General features: G+C 74.0%; 15 protein-coding genes. 10 read left to right on the top strand and 5 right to left on the bottom strand.

The window, feature by feature from the left end; genetic code table 11:
* Positions 1-21: 21 nt before the first annotated feature.
* The 10 genes from HDA33_RS03720 to secG all read left to right on the top strand — a co-directional run bounded on the left by HDA33_RS03720 (position 22) and on the right by secG (position 10,003).
* A complete protein-coding gene (locus HDA33_RS03720) occupies positions 22-693 on the top strand; it encodes a lysophospholipid acyltransferase family protein (RefSeq protein ID WP_184171043.1) in 672 nt (223 codons plus the stop codon).
* Complete coding sequence (gene uvrC / locus HDA33_RS03715) at positions 686-2,611, top strand: excinuclease ABC subunit UvrC (RefSeq protein ID WP_184171039.1); 1,926 nt, start codon at positions 686-688, stop codon at positions 2,609-2,611. The genes HDA33_RS03720 and uvrC overlap by 8 nt, the downstream gene beginning before the upstream one ends.
* Positions 2,608-3,504: an RNase adapter RapZ gene (rapZ, locus tag HDA33_RS03710; protein ID WP_184171037.1), complete on the top strand. Its 897-nt coding sequence runs from the start codon at positions 2,608-2,610 to the stop codon at positions 3,502-3,504. The genes uvrC and rapZ overlap by 4 nt, the downstream gene beginning before the upstream one ends.
* The gene (locus HDA33_RS03705; RefSeq protein ID WP_184171032.1) at positions 3,501-4,547 is read left to right on the top strand and encodes a uridine diphosphate-N-acetylglucosamine-binding protein YvcK; all 1,047 of its coding nucleotides are present in this window, start codon (positions 3,501-3,503) and stop codon (positions 4,545-4,547) included. The genes rapZ and HDA33_RS03705 overlap by 4 nt, the downstream gene beginning before the upstream one ends.
* A gap of 32 nt (positions 4,548-4,579) precedes the next feature.
* A complete protein-coding gene (whiA, locus tag HDA33_RS03700; protein WP_184171029.1) occupies positions 4,580-5,545 on the top strand; it encodes a DNA-binding protein WhiA in 966 nt (321 codons plus the stop codon).
* 158 nt (positions 5,546-5,703) lie between these two features.
* Entirely contained in the window at positions 5,704-6,330 is a 627-nt protein-coding gene (locus HDA33_RS03695) for a superoxide dismutase (RefSeq protein ID WP_158492510.1), read from the top strand.
* 174 nt (positions 6,331-6,504) lie between these two features.
* Positions 6,505-7,515 carry a type I glyceraldehyde-3-phosphate dehydrogenase gene (gene gap / locus HDA33_RS03690; protein ID WP_184171026.1) on the top strand — a complete coding sequence of 337 codons (1,011 nt, stop codon included), beginning with the start codon at positions 6,505-6,507 and terminating at the stop codon, positions 7,513-7,515.
* A gap of 108 nt (positions 7,516-7,623) precedes the next feature.
* Positions 7,624-8,871: a phosphoglycerate kinase gene (locus HDA33_RS03685; RefSeq protein ID WP_184171023.1), complete on the top strand. Its 1,248-nt coding sequence runs from the start codon at positions 7,624-7,626 to the stop codon at positions 8,869-8,871.
* 2 nt (positions 8,872-8,873) lie between these two features.
* Positions 8,874-9,665: a triose-phosphate isomerase gene (gene tpiA, locus HDA33_RS03680; RefSeq protein ID WP_184171020.1), complete on the top strand. Its 792-nt coding sequence runs from the start codon at positions 8,874-8,876 to the stop codon at positions 9,663-9,665.
* Between the two features lie 86 nt (positions 9,666-9,751).
* Positions 9,752-10,003, top strand: coding sequence for a preprotein translocase subunit SecG (gene secG / locus HDA33_RS03675; RefSeq protein WP_184171017.1), 252 nt, complete (start codon positions 9,752-9,754; stop codon positions 10,001-10,003).
* Between the two features lie 109 nt (positions 10,004-10,112).
* Here the strand turns inward: secG and HDA33_RS03670 are convergent, their stop codons facing one another.
* The 5 genes from HDA33_RS03670 to tkt all read right to left on the bottom strand — a co-directional run bounded on the left by HDA33_RS03670 (position 10,113) and on the right by tkt (position 17,659).
* Positions 10,113-11,054, bottom strand: a complete 942-nt coding sequence (locus HDA33_RS03670) for a glucose-6-phosphate dehydrogenase assembly protein OpcA (RefSeq protein ID WP_017488101.1) — start codon at positions 11,052-11,054, stop codon at positions 10,113-10,115.
* On the bottom strand, positions 11,051-12,613 hold the full coding sequence (gene zwf, locus HDA33_RS03665; protein WP_184171014.1) for a glucose-6-phosphate dehydrogenase: 1,563 nt from the start codon (positions 12,611-12,613) through the stop codon (positions 11,051-11,053). The genes HDA33_RS03670 and zwf overlap by 4 nt, the downstream gene beginning before the upstream one ends.
* The gene (locus HDA33_RS03660; protein WP_184171012.1) at positions 12,603-14,204 is read right to left on the bottom strand and encodes a glucose-6-phosphate isomerase; all 1,602 of its coding nucleotides are present in this window, start codon (positions 14,202-14,204) and stop codon (positions 12,603-12,605) included. The genes zwf and HDA33_RS03660 overlap by 11 nt, the downstream gene beginning before the upstream one ends.
* 58 nt (positions 14,205-14,262) lie before the next feature.
* Positions 14,263-15,381 (bottom strand): transaldolase, encoded by a 1,119-nt coding sequence (gene tal / locus HDA33_RS03655; protein WP_184171009.1) that lies wholly within the window; start codon positions 15,379-15,381, stop codon positions 14,263-14,265.
* A gap of 103 nt (positions 15,382-15,484) precedes the next feature.
* The gene (tkt, locus tag HDA33_RS03650; protein ID WP_184171006.1) at positions 15,485-17,659 is read right to left on the bottom strand and encodes a transketolase; all 2,175 of its coding nucleotides are present in this window, start codon (positions 17,657-17,659) and stop codon (positions 15,485-15,487) included.
* Positions 17,660-17,928 lie beyond the last annotated feature (269 nt).

The following is a 17,928-nucleotide window of genomic DNA, read 5'->3' as shown; positions in this document are numbered from 1 at the left end:
GGACGAGCACGAAGGAGAGACATGGCGACGTCGGAGCCCGTGCGCAGGAGCGCCGCCGCGCTGCTGCGCCTCACCTGCCGCCCCGAGGTGACCGACATGGACCAGGTCCCCGCCGAGGGGCCGTTCATCATGGCCTCGAACCACCTGTCCTTCTTCGACTCCGTGATCCTGCAGGCGCTGGCCCCGCGGCCCGTGCACTTCTTCGCCAAGGAGGAGTACTTCACCGGCGCCGGCGTGCGCGGCCGGGCCCAGCGGTGGTTCTTCGAGTCCGTGGGCTCCGTGCCCGTGCGCCGTGGCGAGCAGGCGGCCTCCGTCGCCGCCCTCGAGTCCCTCGTGGGCCTGCTCGACTCGGGCCAGGGCGTGGGGATCTACCCGGAGGGCACCCGCAGCCGCGACGGCCGCCTCTACCGCGGGCGCACCGGCGCCGCCTGGCTGGCCCTCACCACGGGCGCCCCCGTGGTCCCCGTGGGCCTCGTGGACACCCAGCACCTGCAGCCGCCGGACACCAACGGGTTCCGCCCCCACCGCTTCGCCGTGCGTGTGGGCGCCCCCCTGGACTTCGGCCACCCCGGCCGGCGCCACACCCTGCCGCAGCGGCGCGACGCCACCGCCGCGATCATGGACGCCATCGGCGCGCTCTCGGGGCAGGAGCGCGTGGACGCGTACAACGCCGCCCCGGGCGCCCGTGGCTGACCCCGCCTCCTACCGCCCCGCCCCGGGCGAGATCTCCACCTCGCCCGGCGTCTACCGGTTCCGGGACGCGGACGGCCGCGTCGTCTACGTGGGCAAGGCCAAGAACCTGCGCGCCCGCCTCGGCTCCTACTTCCAGGACCCCGCCCGGCTAACCACCAAGACGCGGACCATGGTGTTCACCGCGGCCGCGGTGGAGTGGACCGTGGTCGGCTCCGAGCTCGAGGCGCTGCAGCTGGAGTACACCTGGATCAAGGAGTACCGGCCGCGGTTCAACATCATGTACCGGGACGACAAGTCGTACCCGTACCTGGCCGTCACCATGAACGAGCAGTTCCCGCGCGTGCAGGTGATGCGCGGGGACCGCCGCCCCGGGGTGAAGTACTTCGGCCCGTTCCACCCCGCGAAGGCCATCCGCGAGACGGTGGACCTGATGCTGCGCGTCTTCCCGGTCCGCACGTGCTCGGCGGGCGTGTTCAAGCGCGCCCGCGCCCAGGACCGGCCCTGCCTGCTCGGCTACATCGGCAAGTGCTCGGCCCCGTGCGTGGGGCGGATCAGCCCCGCGGAGCACCGCGAGCTGGCCCAGGACTTCTGCGACTTCATGGCCGGGGACGCCCAGCGCTTCATCCGCGAGCTGGAGCGGGCGATGCAGGGCGCCGTCGAGGAGCTGCGCTACGAGGACGCCGCCCGCCTGCGGGACGACATCGCGGCCCTGCGCCGCGTGTTCGAGCGCAACGCCGTGGTGCTGCCCGAGAGCACGGAGTCGGACATCTTCGCCCTGCACGCGGACGAGCTCGAGGTGGCCGTCCAGGTGTTCCACGTGCGCCAGGGCCGCATCCGGGGCCAGCGCGGCTGGGTCATGGAGCGGGTGGAGGACGTCTCCGAGCCGGAGATGGTGACGCACCTGCTCCAGCAGGTCTACGGCGACCTCGCGGGTGAGGACCGGATCCCGCACGAGATCCTGGTCCCGGCCGAGCCCGACGACGCCGCCCAGCTCGTCGAGTGGCTCTCCGGCCTGCGCGGGGCGCGGGTGAACGTGCGGGTGCCCCGGCGCGGGACCAAGGCCGACCTGATGGAGACCGTGCGCGAGAACGCCGAGATGGCGCTGAAGCTGCACAAGTCCCGGCGCTCCGGGGACCTCACCACGCGCTCGGCCGCGCTGCGCGAGCTGCAGGAGGCGCTCGAGATCCCCGAGCCGCTGCTGCGGATCGAGTGCTACGACATCTCGCATTCGCAGGGCACCAACGTGGTCGGCTCGATGGTGGTCATGGAGGACGGGCTGCCGAAGAAGAAGGACTACCGGCGCTTCAACGTCACGGGGGAGGCCGCCCGGGACGACACCGCCTCGATGAAGGACGTGCTGCGCCGCCGCTTCGCCCGGCTGGCCGAGGAGCGCGCCGAGGGGGCCCCGCTCTCGGGGCAGCTCGAGGGCGAGGAGGAGGGCCGGGACCGGCGGTTCGCGTACCCGCCCTCCCTCGTCGTCGTCGACGGCGGCCCGCCCCAGGTGGCCGCCGCGGCGGCCGTGCTCGAGGAGCTCGGCCTGGACGACCTGCCCGTGGTGGGCCTGGCCAAGCGCCTCGAGGAGGTCTGGCTGCCCGGGGACGAGTTCCCCGTGGTGCTGCCGCGCACCTCCGAGGGGCTCTACCTGCTCCAGCGCATCCGCGACGAGTCGCACCGGTTCGCGATCGCCGGGCACCGCGGCCGCCGGGCCAAGGCAATGACCGCCTCCGCCCTGGACGGGATCCCCGGGCTCGGGCCCGCCAAGCGCACGGCCCTGCTGAACCACTTCGGCTCCGTGGCGCAGATCCGGGCCGCCGGCGTGGAGCGCCTGACGGAGGTGGCGGGCATCGGCCCCACGCTCGCGCAGACCGTCCACGCCGCCCTGGCCCCCGCCGAGCAGCCGGATACAGTGGAGCCATGAGCGAGGAGAGCCTGCGGCCCGAGAAGCCGCCGACGTCCGAGGTGCTCGTGATCACGGGCATGTCCGGAGCCGGCCGCACCACGGCCGCCCACGCCCTGGAGGACCACGGCTGGTACGTGGTGGAGAACATGCCGCCGCCGCTGTTCATCACGCTCGCCGACCTCGTGGCCCGCTCGCCCGAGGCGTTCCCGCGCCTGGCGATCGTGGTGGACGTGCGCTCCCGCGCCTACTTCCCCGAGCTGCACGCCGCGCTGCAGCAGCTGGAGAACAACGGGGTGGAGTACCGCATGGTGTTCCTCGAGGCGGACGAGCACGTGCTGGTGCGCCGCTTCGAGGCCGGCCGGCGGCCCCACCCGCTGCAGGGCAACGCGAGCCTGCTGGACGGGATCCGCGCCGAGCGCGACGTGCTCGCCGAGCTCAAGGCGCGCGCCGACGTCGTGGTGGACACCACCGAGCTGAACGTGCACGGCCTGGCCACCGAGATCACCGAGCTGTTCTCCGACTCCGGGCCGGTGACCCTGCGCCTGACCCTCATGAGCTTCGGCTTCAAGTACGGCGTCCCCGCGGACGCGAACTTCGTGGCGGACATGCGCTTCATCCCCAACCCGCACTGGGTGCCGGCGCTGCGCCCCCACACGGGCACGGAGGCCGAGGTCTCGGACTACGTCCTCACCCGGCCGGGGGTGGAGGACTTCCTGCGCTCCTACACGGCCATGCTCGCCCCGGTCTTCGAGGGCTACCGCCGCGAGAACAAGCACTACGCGACCCTGGCGATCGGCTGCACGGGCGGCAAGCACCGCTCCGTGGCGGTGGCCGAGGAGCTGGCGCGGCGCCTGGCGCAGGTGCCCCACGTGACGGTGCAGGTCCAGCACCGGGACATGGGGCGCGAGTGACCTCCCCGCTGACGGGGCAGCTGCCCCTGCCCCCCGGCGTCGGAACGGCCGTGCGCGGCCCCGCCGGCGGCATGACCCGCCCCGCCATCCGGGTGACCGCCCTGGGCGGCGGACACGGCCTCTCCGCCTCGCTCACGGCCCTGAGGCACGTGGCGGGGCACCTCACCGCGATCGTCACCGTGGCCGACGACGGCGGCTCCTCCGGCACGATCCGCCGCGAGATGGCGGTCCTGCCGCCCGGGGACCTGCGCATGGCGCTGGCCGCCCTGTGCGACGACACGGACTGGGGGCGCACGTGGGCCCAGGTCATGCAGCACCGTTTCCGTTCCACCGAGGTGGACGCGGAGGAGGCGACCCTGGACAACCACGCGCTCGGCAACCTGCTGATCGTGGCGTTGTGGGAGCTGCTGGGGGACCCCGTGGACGGGCTGCGCTGGGCCGGCGCCCTGCTGCGGGCCCACGGCGAGGTGCTCCCGGTCTCCCGCGTCCCGCTGACCATCGGCGGGGACGTGCTCAGCGCGGGCCCCGACGGCGGCCTGCGCACCCGCCGCGTCGAGGGGCAGGTGGCCCTCGCGGTCGCCGCCTTCGAGGGCCGGGTGACGGACGTGCGGCTGAGCCCGTCCGACGCGCCCGCCACGCCCGAGGCGCTGGCCGCCATCGAGCTCGCCGACTGGGTGGTGCTCGGCCCGGGCTCGCTCTACACCTCGGTGCTGCCGCACCTGCTCATGCCGGAGGTGCGCCAGGCGCTGGACGCCACCGCGGCGCGGCGCCTCATGGTGCTCAACCTGCGCACGGGCGACCAGGAGACCACGGGCCTGACGCACGCGGACCACCTGCGGGTGCTGCACTCCCACGCCCCGGACCTGCGCCTGGACGTGGTGATCGCGGACGTGGACGCCGTCACCGACCGCGCCGCCGTCGAGGCCGAGGCCGCCCGGATGGGGGCCCGCGTGGCGTTCAGTAGAGTGAGCAGTGCCCAGGACCCCCAGGTCCACGACCCGCTGCGCCTCGCGGTGGCGATCGACGAGGCCATGACCGACTGACCCGCGCGGCCCGCGCCGAGAAGGAGCCCCGCATGGCCCTGACCATGTCCCTCAAGGAGGAGCTGGCCCGCGTGCCGGTGGCCGCCACGCCCGAGCGGCGCGCCGAGACGGCCGCCATGCTGCGGTTCGCCGGCGGTCTCCACCTGGTCTCCGGTCGCGTGGTCGTCGAGGCCGAGCTGGACCACGGGGCCAGCGCCCGCCGCCTGAGGGCCTCCATCACCGAGCTGTACGGCCTGGCCACCGAGATCGTCGTGGTCTCCGGGGGCAACCTGCGCCGCGGGCAGCGCTACGTGATCCGGGTGGTGCGCGGGGGAGAGGACCTGGCCCGCCGCACCGGCCTCATCGACCAGCGCGGCCGCCCCGTCCGCGGGCTGGCCCCGGCGCTCGTCACCGGCACGACGGCGGACACCGCCGCGGTCTGGCGCGGCGCCCTGCTCGCCCACGGCTCCCTCACCGAGCCCGGCCGCTCCGCCGCGCTCGAGGTGACCACGCCGGGCCCCGAGGCCGCCCTCGCGCTCGTGGGCGCCGCGCGTCGCCTGGATGTCGCCGCCAAGGCGCGCGAGGTGCGCCAGGCGGACCGCGTGGTGGTGCGCGACGGCGAGGCGATCGCCACGCTGCTGACCGCGGTGGGCGCGGAGCAGACCGCGGCCCTGTGGCGCGAGCGCCGCGAGCGCAAGGAGGTGCGCGCCACCGCCAACCGGCTGGCGAACTTCGACGACGCGAACCTGCGCCGCTCCGCCCAGGCCGCCGTGGCCGCCGGCGCGAAGGTCGAGCGGGCCCTCGAGATCCTCGGGGACGAGGTGCCCGAGCACCTGCGCTACGCCGGCCGGCTGCGCCTCGAACACAAGCAGGCCTCCCTGGACGAGCTCGGCCGCCTCGCGGACCCGCCCATGACCAAGGACGCCGTCGCCGGCCGCATCCGCCGCCTGCTGGCCATGGCGGACAAGCGCGCCGCCGAGCGCGGGGTGCCCGGCACCGACGCGCCCGCCGAGGACTGAGCCCCTCCGCCTCCGGCAACGGGCGGCCGGACCTGGCAACGCGCGGCCCCGGAGGGCCATGATGGGACCCGTACGGAATACGCCGCGGGATGCCCGGGTTGTCCCGGTCGAGGCCGCGGGCGACCCGCCCGCCGTCCCGCCTGACCAAAGGAGGAAGCATGACGGAGTACACCCTTCCGGAGCTGGACTACGACTATGCCGCACTGGAGCCGCACATCTCGGCTCGCATCATGGAGCTGCACCACTCCAAGCATCACGCCACCTACGTCAAGGGCGCCAACACGGCCCTCGAGAAGCTCGCCGCCGCGCGCGACGCCGACGACTTCGCCGCCGTGAACCAGCTGTCCAAGGACCTCGCGTTCAACCTGGGCGGCCACACCAACCACTCCATCTTCTGGAAGAACCTCTCGCCCGAGGGCGGCGACAAGCCGACCGGCGAGCTGGCCGCCGCGATCGACGAGCACTTCGGCTCGTTCGACAAGTTCCGCGCCCACTTCACCGCGGCCGCGCTGGGCATCCAGGGCTCCGGCTGGGCCGTGCTCGCCTACGAGCCGATCGGCGGCAACCTCGTCATCGAGCAGTTCTACGACCAGCAGAACGGCGTGCCCGTGGCCACCATCCCGCTGTTCCAGCTGGACATGTGGGAGCACGCCTTCTACCTCGACTACCAGAACGTCAAGGCTGACTACGTCAAGGCGATCTGGAATATTGTGAACTGGGCCGACGTACAGGCCCGCTTCGAGGCCGCCCGCCAGGGCGCCTCCGGCCTGATCCTGCCGGCCTGATCCACCACCTCCGGCCTGATCCTGCCGGCCTGATCCACCACCTCCGGCCTGATCCTGCCGGCCTGATCCACCACCTGCGCACCGGGGCGCCGACGTCGTGATCCCACGACGTCGGCGCCCCGTGCCGTGAAACGGCCCTGAACCGAACGCAGAACCGAAACGAGAGGCATTCCCATGACCAAGATCGCCATCAACGGCTACGGCCGCATCGGCCGCAACATCGTGCGCGTGCTCCGCGACCGCGGGTACGAGAACCTCGAGCTGGTGGCCGTGAACGACCTCGCCGACAACGAGGACCTGTTCTGGCTGACCCAGTACGACACCATCCTGGGCCGCTACCCCGGCGAGCTCGAGCTCACCGAGACGGGCTTCCGCATCGACGGGCGCGACGTCGCCTTCTTCTCCGAGCCCGACCCGGCCAAGCTGCCGTGGGGCGAGCTCGGCGTGGACATCGTGATCGAGTGCACCGGCATCTTCACCACCGGCCCCAAGGCCAAGGCGCACCTGGACGCCGGCGCCAAGAAGGTGCTCCTGTCCGCCCCCGGCAAGGAGGTCGACGGCACCTTCGTGATGGGCGTGAACGAGAAGAAGTACGACTCGGCCACGATGGACATCGTCTCCAACGCCTCCTGCACCACCAACTGCCTGGCCCCCATGGCCAAGGTCCTCAACGACGAATTCGGGATCGTGGACGGCATCATGACCACGATCCACGCGTACACCGGCGACCAGAACCTGCACGACAACGTGCACAAGAAGGATCGCCGTCGGGCGCGGGCCGCCGCCCAGAACATGGTGCCCACCGACACGGGCGCGGCGAAGGCCATCGGCGAGGTCATCCCCGAGCTGAAGGGCAAGCTCGACGGCTTCGCCATGCGGGTGCCGACCATCACCGGCTCGGCCACCGACCTGACCGTGGTGCTGACCCGCCACGTGGAGGTCGAGGAGATCAACGCGGCGTTCAAGAAGGCCGCGGAGTCCGGTCCGCTGCAGGGCCGCCTGGTCTACTCGGAGGACCCGATCGTGTCCTCGGACATCATCACCTCCTCGGCGGCGTGCACCTTCGACGCCCCACTGACCAAGTCCATCGCCCAGACCGTGAAGATCATCGGCTGGTACGACAACGAGTACGGCTACACCTCCCAGCTCGTGGACTTCGCGGACCTCATGGGCTCGAAGCTCTGAGACCGCACGGCGCCCGACGGCCCGGGCCGACGGTTCCCCCGTCGGCCCGGGCCGTCGGCCTAGACTGAAGCGCGAACCGACCCCCGCTCCGGCACCCCAGGAGGCATCATGCCCGCACAAACCCTGAACGATCTGCTCGAGGCCGGCGTCGCCGGCCGCACCATGCTCATCCGGTCCGACCTGAACGTCCCGCTGGACGGGGAGACCGTCACCGACGACGGGCGCATCCGCGCCTCGCTGCCCGCGATCCGGCAGCTGGCCGACGCCGGTGCACGCGTGATCGTGATGGCGCACCTGGGCCGCCCCAAGGGCGAGCCGGACCCCAAGTACTCCCTGCGGCCCGTGGCCGCGCGCATGGGCGAGTTGCTGGGCGCCGACGTCGCGCTGGCCGAGGACGTCACCGGCCCCTCCGCGCGCGCCGCCGCCGAAGCCCTGGCCGACGGCGACGTGCTCCTGCTGGAGAACGTCCGCTTCGACGCCCGCGAGACCTCCAAGGACGACGCCGAGCGCGCCGCGCTCGCCGCCGAGATGGCCGCCCTGGCCGGCGAGGACGGAGCCTACGTGGGCGACGCCTTCGGCGCCGTGCACCGCAAGCACGCCTCCGTGTTCGACGTGGCCGCGCAGCTGCCCGCGCACCAGGGCCCGCTCGTGGCTGCCGAGCTCGAGGTGCTCACCCGCCTGACGCAGTCCCCGGAGCGCCCCTACGCGGTGGTGCTCGGCGGCTCGAAGGTCTCGGACAAGCTCGCCGTGATCGACAACCTCCTGGACAAGGCCGACACCCTCCTGATCGGGGGCGGCATGCTCTTCACCTTCCTCAAGGCCCAGGGCCACGAGGTCGGCGCCTCCCTCCTCGAGGAGGACCAGCTGGACACCGTGCGCGAGTACCTGCGCCGCTCCGAGGCCGGCGCCGCCCGCATCGTGCTGCCCACGGACATCGTGATGGCCTCCAGCTTCGCCGCCGACGCCGAGCACGAGGTGCTCCCGGTGGACGCGCTGACCTCCGGCGCCCACGGCGCCTCCGCCATGGGCCTGGACATCGGCCCGGAGACCGCCCGCGCCTTCGCCGAGCAGATCCGCGGCGCCAAGACCGTGTTCTGGAACGGCCCCATGGGCGTGTTCGAGTTCGAGGCCTTCGCCGAGGGCACAAGCGCCGTGGCGCAGGCCCTCACCGAGGCCACCGCCGCCGGCGGGCTGTCCGTGGTGGGCGGCGGCGACTCCGCCGCGGCCGTGCGCACCCTGGGCTTCGCCGACGACGCGTTCGGCCACATCTCTACCGGCGGCGGCGCCTCCCTCGAGTACCTCGAGGGCAAGGAGCTGCCCGGCGTCACCGCGCTGAGCGGCGAGGGTGAGGCGTGAGCATGGCCGAGACCACCGCGCGCGTCCCGCTGATCGCGGGCAACTGGAAGATGAACCTGGACCACCGCGAGGCCGTCACCCTGGTGCAGCGCCTCGCGTGGCTCCTCACCGACGCGGACCACGACCACGAGGACGTGGAGGTGGCGGTGTTCCCGCCCTTCACCGACCTGCGGGCCGTGCAGGTCCTCGTCACGGGCGACCGCCTGGACGTGGCCTACGGCGCCCAGGACCTCTCGCCCGAGGACTCCGGCGCCTACACGGGCGACGTCTCCGGCGCGTTCCTGGCCGCCCTGGGCTGCCGGTACGCGATCGTGGGCCACTCCGAGCGCCGCACCATCCACGGAGAGGACGACGCGCTGGTGGCCCGCAAGGCCGCCGCCGCACTGCGCCACGGACTGTCCCCGGTGGTCTGCGTCGGCGAGGGCCTGGACGTGCGCCAGGCCGGCCGCCATGTGGCGCACACCGTGGCCCAGCTCGAGGGCTCGCTCGTCGGCCTGTCCGCCGAGGACGTCGCCCGCACCGTGGTCGCCTACGAGCCCGTGTGGGCGATCGGCACCGGCGAGGTCGCCGGCGCCGGGGACGCCCAGGAGATGTGCGCCGCCCTGCGGGCCCGCGTGGGCGAGCTGCACGGCGACGACGTCGCCGCCGGGCTGCGGATCCTCTACGGCGGCTCCGTGAAGTCGACCAGCGCCCCCGAGCTCCTCACGCAGCCGGACGTGGACGGCGCCCTCGTGGGCGGCGCCAGCCTGGACGCGGAGGAGTTTGCTAAGATCGTCCGGTTCGACCAGGCCTGAACGCGCCCGCCTGACCGACCGAATTCTCCCGTGCCGGCCCCGGAGCTCACGCCCCGGGGCCGCACCTCGAACCGAGGAGCCCTCCCGTGGACATGCTGACCCTGATCCTCCAGATCCTGGTGGTCGTCCTGAGCGTGGTCATCGTCCTGCTCGTCCTGCTGCACAAGGGCCGCGGCGGCGGCGTCTCGGACATGTTCGGCGGCGGGGTCACCACCTCCATGAGCTCCTCCGGCTCCGCCCAGCGCCTGCTGACCCGCCTCACGGTGGGCACCGTGGCCGCCTGGGCCCTGCTGATCGTGACGCTCGGCGTGCTCCCGCGCCTGACCCTGGAGTCCTGACACCCCGCGGTCCCCGGCCCACGCCAGAGGCCCCGCATCCCGGACCGGGATGCGGGGCCTCTCGCCGTCCGGGGGACGGCCGAGTCCTCCGTGCGCAGGACCGCGGCGCTCAGCGCTCGGAGGCCTGCACGGGGGAGAGGTCCGTGCGCGGCAGGCCGCGGTGCAGCACCGCGCCGAACACCTCGTCCGGGTCGAGCCGGCGCAGCTCCTCGGCCAGGCAGTCCTGGTCCGTGCGGCGCGGCAGTGAGATGCGCTGCACGGGCCGGCCCTGCTGGTAGAGGCGGGCCACCTGGGACTGGGAGCGCGAGAGCACCACGTCCCCGTCCTGGCAGCGCAGGCGCACGGCGCGGATGCCGTGCCCGGCCTTGGAGTGGGCGATCGTCACGGGCACCTTCAGGGCCAGCGTGAGCCAGGCCGCCAGGAGCATGGTGCTGGGGGAGTCGGGCGCCCCGTCCACGGTCACCGAGCGCAGGGCGGCGACGTCGAGGGTGTCGAAGATCCCGGCCACCTGGATGCGCCACAGCGTCAGGCGGGTCCACGCGAGGTCGGTGTCGCCGTCGCGATGGCCCTGGCGCAGCGTCCACAGGGCGGGCTCGGCCCGGGCGGCGGAGGCGGTGTCCGTGATCCGGCGGTGCGCGAGGCGGCCGAGGGCGGTCTCCGAGGGCACCGCCGGGGGCACGCCGGGCCACCAAGCGACGATGGGCGCGTCCGGCAGCAGCAGCCCGGAGACGAGCGACTCGTCCGCGTGGGCGTTCTCGCCGGCACACCACAGCACCACCACGTCCGAGGCGCCGGCGTCGCCGCCGACCCGGATCTCGGCGTCGAGGCGCGTGGGGGCCGCCGGGTCGCCCAGGGCGAGGACCACGATGCGGCACGGGTGCTCGAGCGAGGCGGCGTTGGCGGCCTCGACGGCCGCCTCGATGCCGGCGTCGTCCGTGCTGATCACGAGCGTGAGCACGCGGCCGAGGGCGACCACGCCGCCCTTCTCCCGCAGCTGGGTGATGCGCTTGGCCACCTGCGAGGTGGTCGTGTCGTGCATGCGGATCTTCACGGTCGCCTCCAAGCACGTCCGTCGCGGGCCATCAGGGCGTCGGCCGAGGGCGGGCCCCACGTGCCGGGGGCGTACGGCTCGGGCTGGGTGCCCAGGCTCGCCCAGTGCTCCTCGAACGGGTCCACGATCCGCCAGGACAGCTCCACCTCGGCCTGCCGGGGGAACAGCGGCGGCTCGCCGAGCAGCACGTCCAGGATGAGGCGCTCGTACGCCTCGGGGGAGTCCTCCGTGAAGGCGTGGCCGTAGCCGAAGTCCATGGTGACGTCCCGGACCTCGGACTGCGTGCCGGGCACCTTGGAGGCGAACCGGATGGTCACGCCCTCGTCCGGCTGCACGCGGATCACGATCACGTTCTGCCCGAACTCGTCCCCCTCGTGGACCGGGAACAGCAGGTGCGGCGGCTTCTTGAACACGACGGCGATCTCGGTGACCCGGCGGCCCAGCCGCTTGCCGGCGCGCAGGTAGAACGGCACGCCCTGCCAGCGGCGGGTCCGAATGCCCATCTTGAGCGCGGCGTAGGTCTCGGTGACGGACTCCGGGTTGAAGCCCTCCTCGTCGAGAAAGCCGGTGATCCGCTCGCCGCCCTGCCAGCCGGAGGTGTACTGGCCGCGCGCCGAGGCGGCCTCGAGGCCCGCGGGCGTGTCCGGGACCTGCACCGCCTCGAGGATCTTCTCCTTCTCCGTGCGCAGGTGGTCCGCGTCGAAGGAGATCGGCTCCTCCATGGCGGTGAACGCGAGCAGCTGGAGCAGGTGGTTCTGGATGACGTCGCGGGCGGCGCCCACGCCGTCGTAGTAGCCGGCGCGGCCGCCGATGCCGATGTCCTCGGCCATGGTGATCTGCACGTGGTCCACGTGCTCCGCGTCCCAGATGGGCTCGAACATCCGGTTGGCGAACCGGAAGGCCAGGATGTTCTGGACGGTCTCCTTGCCCAGGTAATGGTCGATGCGGAACACGGCGTCCGGGGGGAACACCCGCTCGATCACCGCGTTGAGCTCCTGCGCGCTGGCCAGGTCGTGGCCGAACGGCTTCTCGATCACCACGCGCCGCCACGGCCCGTCCGCCGGCTGGGAGCGGTCGGCGAGCCCTTGGTCGGCCAGGTGGCGGGAGACGTCCTCGAACCAGTCCGGCGGGATGGACAGGTAGAAGGCGGTGTTGCCGCGGGTGCCGCGGGAGGACTCGAGCTCGCCGAGCACCTCGCCCAGGCGGACGTACGCGGCCTCGTCGTCGAACGCGCCGGAGACGAACCGCAGCCCGCCCCGGAACTGGTCCCACACGGTCTCGTCGAACGTCGTGCGGGCGGAGGCCTCCACGGCGGCGCGCACGTACTCGGCGAACTCCTCGTCGGACCAGTCCCGGCGGCCGAAGCCCACGAGGGAGAACGACGGCGGCAGCAGGCCCCGCTGCGCGAGGTCGTACATGGCCGGGAGCAGCTTCTTCCTCGCCAGGTCGCCCGTGACGCCGAACAGCACCAGCGCGGAGGGCCCGGCGATGCGGGTCAGGCGCCGGTCCCGGGGGTCGCGCAGCGGGTTGCGGGCGGCGGCCTTCGACTCACCGGGCACGTGCGGCGGTCCGGATCGCGTCGATGCCTGCGGCGCGGTGGGGCAGGTGCAGGGTCACGACGGGGCGGCCGTGCTCGGCGAGCACGCGGGCGTCGCCGGCGGCCTGGGCGGCGATGAGCCGGCCCAGCGAGAACGGGCGGCCGGGCACCTCGACGTCCAGGTCGGCGTCGCCGGTGACCTGGAGGAACACGCCGACGGCGGGCCCGCCCTTGTGGAACTGGCCGGTGGAGTGGAGGAACCGCGGCCCCCAGCCGAAGGTGACCGGGCGGCCGGCCAGGCGGGCGAGGTCCGCGCGGACCTCCTCGAGCTCCGCGTCGTCGTGGCGCGAGAGGTAGGCGTGCACCGCGAGGTAGCCGTCCTCGGGCACGAGGTCCGCTGCGGCGCGCAGCACGCCGGCGAGGTCGGCGGCGGACACGACGGCCTCGGGTCCGGAGAGCTCCACGCCGTCCACCGTGCGGTCCGCCGTGCGCTCCCGGGCGGGCGCGTCCAGGAGGGAGCGGGCGGCCGTCTTGGCGGCCTCCACGTCCGGCTGGTCGAACGGGTTGATCCCCAGCAGGCGGCCGGCCACGGCGGTGGCCACCTCCCACAGGAGCAGCTGGGCGCCGAGCGAGCCGGAGACCTGCACGCCGTGGGCCGGCGCCGCGGGGGCGTCCTCGCCCACCAGCTGGACCTGGAGCAAATCCGGGGCATCCCACCCGGTCTCGGGGTCCCCGTCCGCCACGACGACGGGCAGCAGGCCCGTGCCGTCCTTGCCGGTGGACTCGGCGATGAGCTGCTCGGCCCACGCGGGCAGCCCGTCGATGCCGGAGCCGTGGTCGGTGAAGACGAGCTTGTCCCGCAGCGGCACGGTGCCGCCGAGGGCGGCGCCCAGCTGCAGGCCGGGGTTGTCCGCGTCGTCCGCGGTGAGCACGTCCCGGACCGCCTCGGCGTCGTCCAGCAGGGCGGCGACGTCGACGCCGGCCAGGCCCGTGGGCACGAGGCCGAACGCGGTGAGCGCGGAGAAGCGGCCGCCCACGGTGGGGTCGGCGGTGAACACGGCGCGCCAGCCGGCGGACTCGCACTCGGCGTGCAGCGGGGAGCCGGGGTCGGTCACGGCCACGAGGCGGCTGCGGGGGTCGATGCCGGCCTCGCGGAAGGCGGCCTCCACCACGCGGCGCTGCGAGTCGGTCTCCACGGTGGAGCCGGACTTGGACGAGACCACGAGCACGGTGCGCTCGAGGTCGCGCTCGAGGGCGCGGGAGACCTGCAGGGGGTCGGTGGAGTCGAGCACCTCGAGCTCCACGCCCGCCGTGGCGGCGATGACCTCGGGGGCCAGGGAGGACCCGCCCATCCCGGCCAGCACCACGCGGTCCACCCCCTCGGCGCGCAGCTCGCGGGACAGGGCGTCGATGTGCCGCACGAGGGCCCGGGAGTCCTCGAACAGGTCAATCCAGCCCAGGCGCCTGGCGGACTCCTCCCGGGCCGCCTCGCCCCACAGGCCGGCGTCCTGCGCGCCGAGCCGGGAGGCGACCCGGTCCTCGAGGAGGGTGGGCAAGTGGCGGTCGATCGCCTCGAGGGCGGATCCGGTGGCGCTGAGGCCGAGGGTGCTCATGGGGTGTCCTTCCGGGGGGGCGGGTGCGGGCGGCGGGGGTGGACGGGGGCGGTGCGGGTCAGCGGTGGGCGGCGAGGCCGTCGCGGACGGAGCCGAGCAGCTCCTCCCACGCCGACTCGAACTTCTGCAGGCCCTCAGTCTCCAGCACGTCCACGACGTCCTGGTAGGACACGCCCGCCGCGCCGACGGCGTCGAGCAGGGCGTCGGCCTCGGCGTAGCCGCCGGTGACGGTGTCGCCGGCGACCTCGCCGTGGTCGGCGACGGCCTCGAGGGTCTGCTCCGGCAGCGTGGTGACGGTGCGGGGCGCCACGAGCCCGGTCACGTAGAGGGTGTCCGGCAGGGCGGGGTCCTTGACGCCCGTGGAGGCCCACAGCGGCCGCTGCACGGGGGCGCCGGCCGCCTCGAGGAGGCGCCAGCGCTCGGAGTCCAGGGCCTGCTCGAAGGCGCGGTAGGCCAGGCGGGCGTTGGCCAGGGCGGCCTGGCCGGTGAGGGCCTCGGCCTCGGGAGTGCCCAGCGCCCGCAGCCGCGCGTCGACCTCGGTGTCCACGCGGGAGACGAAGAACGAGGCCACGGAGTGGATGCGGGAGAGGTCGTGCCCGTTCTCCCGGGCCTTCTCGAGCCCGGCCAGCCACGCGTTGAGCACCTGGCGGTAGCGGGGCAGGGAGAAGATCAGGGTCACGTTGACGCTGATGCCCTCGGCCAGCACGTCCGTGATCGCCGCGAGCCCCTCCACGGTGGCGGGGATCTTCACCATGAGGTTGGGACGGTCCACGGCGGCGGCGAGCTCCTGCGCCTGGCGCGCGGTGCCCTCGGCGTCGCGGGCCAGGCGCGGGTCCACCTCGAGGGAGACGAAGCCGTCCGCCCCGCCGGTGCGCTCGTGCACGGGGGCCAGGACGTCCGCGGCGCGGCGCACGTCCTGGGTGGTGAGCGCCGTGACGGCCTCGTCCACGTTCGCCCCCGCCGCGGCGAGCTCGCGCAGCTGGCCCTCGTAGGAGCCGGCGTCGGCCAGGGCCACCGCGAAGATCGAGGGGTTCGTGGTGACGCCGGTGACGGAGCGGGTGGCCACCAGCTCCTCGAGGGTGCCCTCGTCCAGGCGCTTGCGCGACAGGTCGTCCAGCCAGATCGAGACGCCGGCCTCGGCCAGCGCGGCGGTGTTCGGGTTCTGCTGAGTGCTCATGGTGCTCGGTTGCCTTCCCGTCGGGGGTGGACGTGCTGCGGGCGCCGCAGGGGCGCCGGGTCGATGTCGGCCGCGGTGCGCGGGCCGCGCTGTGCCGGCCGGCTCAGAGGAGGCCGCGGGCGGCCTGCGCCACCGCCTCGCCGGTGAAGCCGTACTTCTCCATGAGGCGGGCGCCGTCGGCGGACTCGCCGTAGTGCTCGAGGCTCACGCGCGCGCCGCGGGAGGAGGCGGTGACGGTGTGCTCGAACCACGGCATGGCGATGCCGGCCTCCACGGAGACGCGCACGGGCGCGTCCGGGCCGTCCGGCAGGACCTCGGCGCGGTACGCCTCGTCCTGCTCGGCGAACCACTCGAGGCACGGGGCGGAGACCACGCGGGTGGGCACGCCCTCGGCCTGGAGCAGCTCGCGGGCGTGCACGGCCACGGAGACCTCGGAGCCGGTGGCGATCAGCAGCACGCGCGCGGGGGCGGTCGCGCCGGAGCCGTCGACGGCGTCCACGAGCACGTAGGCGCCGCGGGCCACGCCCTCGGCGGAGGCGAAGCCGTCCGTGTCCCGGGGGAGCACGGGCAGGTTCTGGCGGGAGAGCACCATGCCGGCCGGCCGGTCCCGGTTCTCGAGCACGGTCCGCCACGCCCACGCGGTCTCGTTGGCGTCCGCGGGGCGCACGACGTCGAGGCCGGGGATGGCGCGCAGCGCGGCCAGGTGCTCCACCGGCTGGTGGGTGGGGCCGTCCTCGCCCAGGCCGATCGAGTCGTGGGTCCACACGTACACGCTGGGGGTGCCCATGAGGGCGGCGAGCCGGACGGCGGGGCGCATGTAGTCGGAGAACGTGAGGAACGTGCCCATGTAGGCGCGGGTGAGCCCGCCGATGGTGATGCCGTTGACGATGGCGCCGGCGGCGAACTCGCGGATGCCGAAGTGCAGGGTGCGCCCGTGCTCGTCGCCCTGCCACGTGGCCGTGGAGCGGCGGGCGGGGATGAAGGAGGGCTCGCCCTTCATGGTGGTGTTGTTGGAGCCGGCCAGGTCGGCCGAGCCGCCCCACAGCTCGGGCATCACGGGGGCCAGTGCGGTGAGCACCTCGCCGGAGGCGGCGCGCGTGGCGAGGCCCTTCTCGTCCGCGTCCCACGAGGGGAAGGCCTCGGCGAAGCCCTCGGGCAGCTCGCGCCCGGTGAGCCGGTCGTAGAGCCGGGCGTTCTCCGGGTGGGCCTCGCGCCACGCCTGGAAGGCCTCCTCCCAGGTGCGGCGGTAGGCGGCCGAGCGCTCCGCGATGGACCGGGAGTTCGCCAGGACCTCGGGGTCGACGTCGAAGCTCTCGGCCGGGTCGAAGCCGAGGCCCTCCTTGAGCCCGGCCAACTCCTCGGCGCCCAGCTTGGAGCCGTGCACGCCGCCGGTGTTCTGCTTGGTGGGGGAGGGCCAGCCGATCACGGTGCGCAGCTTGATCAGGGACGGGCGGCCGGTCTCGGCCTTGGCGGCGACGAGCGCCTCGTAGAGCGCCTCGACGTCCTCGGTGTACTCGGTGACGGCGTGGCCGAGGGCCCCATTGGTCCAGTCCACCTCCTGGACGTGCCAGCCGTACGCCTCGTAGCGGGCGGAGACGTCCTCGGTGAACGCGATGTCCGTGTCGTCCTCGATGGAGATGCGGTTCGCGTCGTACACCACCACGAGGTTGCCGAGCTCCTGGTGGCCGGCCAGCGAGGAGGCCTCGGCGGACACGCCCTCCTGGATGTCGCCGTCGGAGGCGAGCACGAACACGTGGTGGTCGAACGGGGAGGTGCCGGGGGCGGCGTCGGGGTCCATCAGGCCGCGCAGGCGGCGCTGCTCGTAGGCGAAGCCCACGCCCATGGCCAGGCCCTGGCCGAGCGGGCCGGTGGTGACCTCCACGCCGTGGGTGTGGCCGTACTCCGGGTGGCCCGGGGTCTTGGAGCCCTCGGTGCGCAGCGCCCGGATGTCCTCGAGCTCGAGCCCGGCGCCGGCGGCGAACAGCTGCAGGTACTGGATGAGCGAGGCGTGGCCGGCGGAGAGGATGAAGCGGTCGCGGCCCTCCCAGCGGTCGTCCTGCGGGTCCAGGTGCATCACGTTCTGGTACATCTGCCAGGCCACGGGGGCCAGGGAGATCGCCGTGCCGGGGTGGCCGTGGCCGGCCTGCTCCACCGCCTCGGCGGAGAGGACCTTCAGGGTGTCCACCATCCGGCAGTCCTGCTCCGAGTAGACGAAGTCGCGGGCGGGGGCCGTGCGGTCCAGGGCCGGGGCGGTGGACGGATGCTGGGCGTCGGTCACGGGTGTTCTCTCCTGGCGCGTCGGGAGCGGTGGTCGGCAGGGCCGGTGCGCCGCGCGCCCGCCGGGCGGGCGCGGCGCGCAGAGGCCGTCCCGCCCAGCCTAGCGGCGGGGCGCGGGTCCGGCCCGCCCCGCGGGACCCATGACGTCGTCTCCGGCCCCTCGGAGACGCCCCGGCCCGGGTAGACTGGCCTGCAGGCCCGCCCGCGGGCGGACCGCGCCCGGCGCCGGTCCCACACCCACGGGACGGGCGTCCCCCCGTCCCCCCACCG

It is taken from the genome of Micrococcus endophyticus, assembly GCF_014205115.1.
Taxonomy (GTDB): domain Bacteria; phylum Actinomycetota; class Actinomycetes; order Actinomycetales; family Micrococcaceae; genus Micrococcus; species Micrococcus endophyticus.
This window is presented reverse-complemented; position numbering and strand designations above follow the sequence as displayed.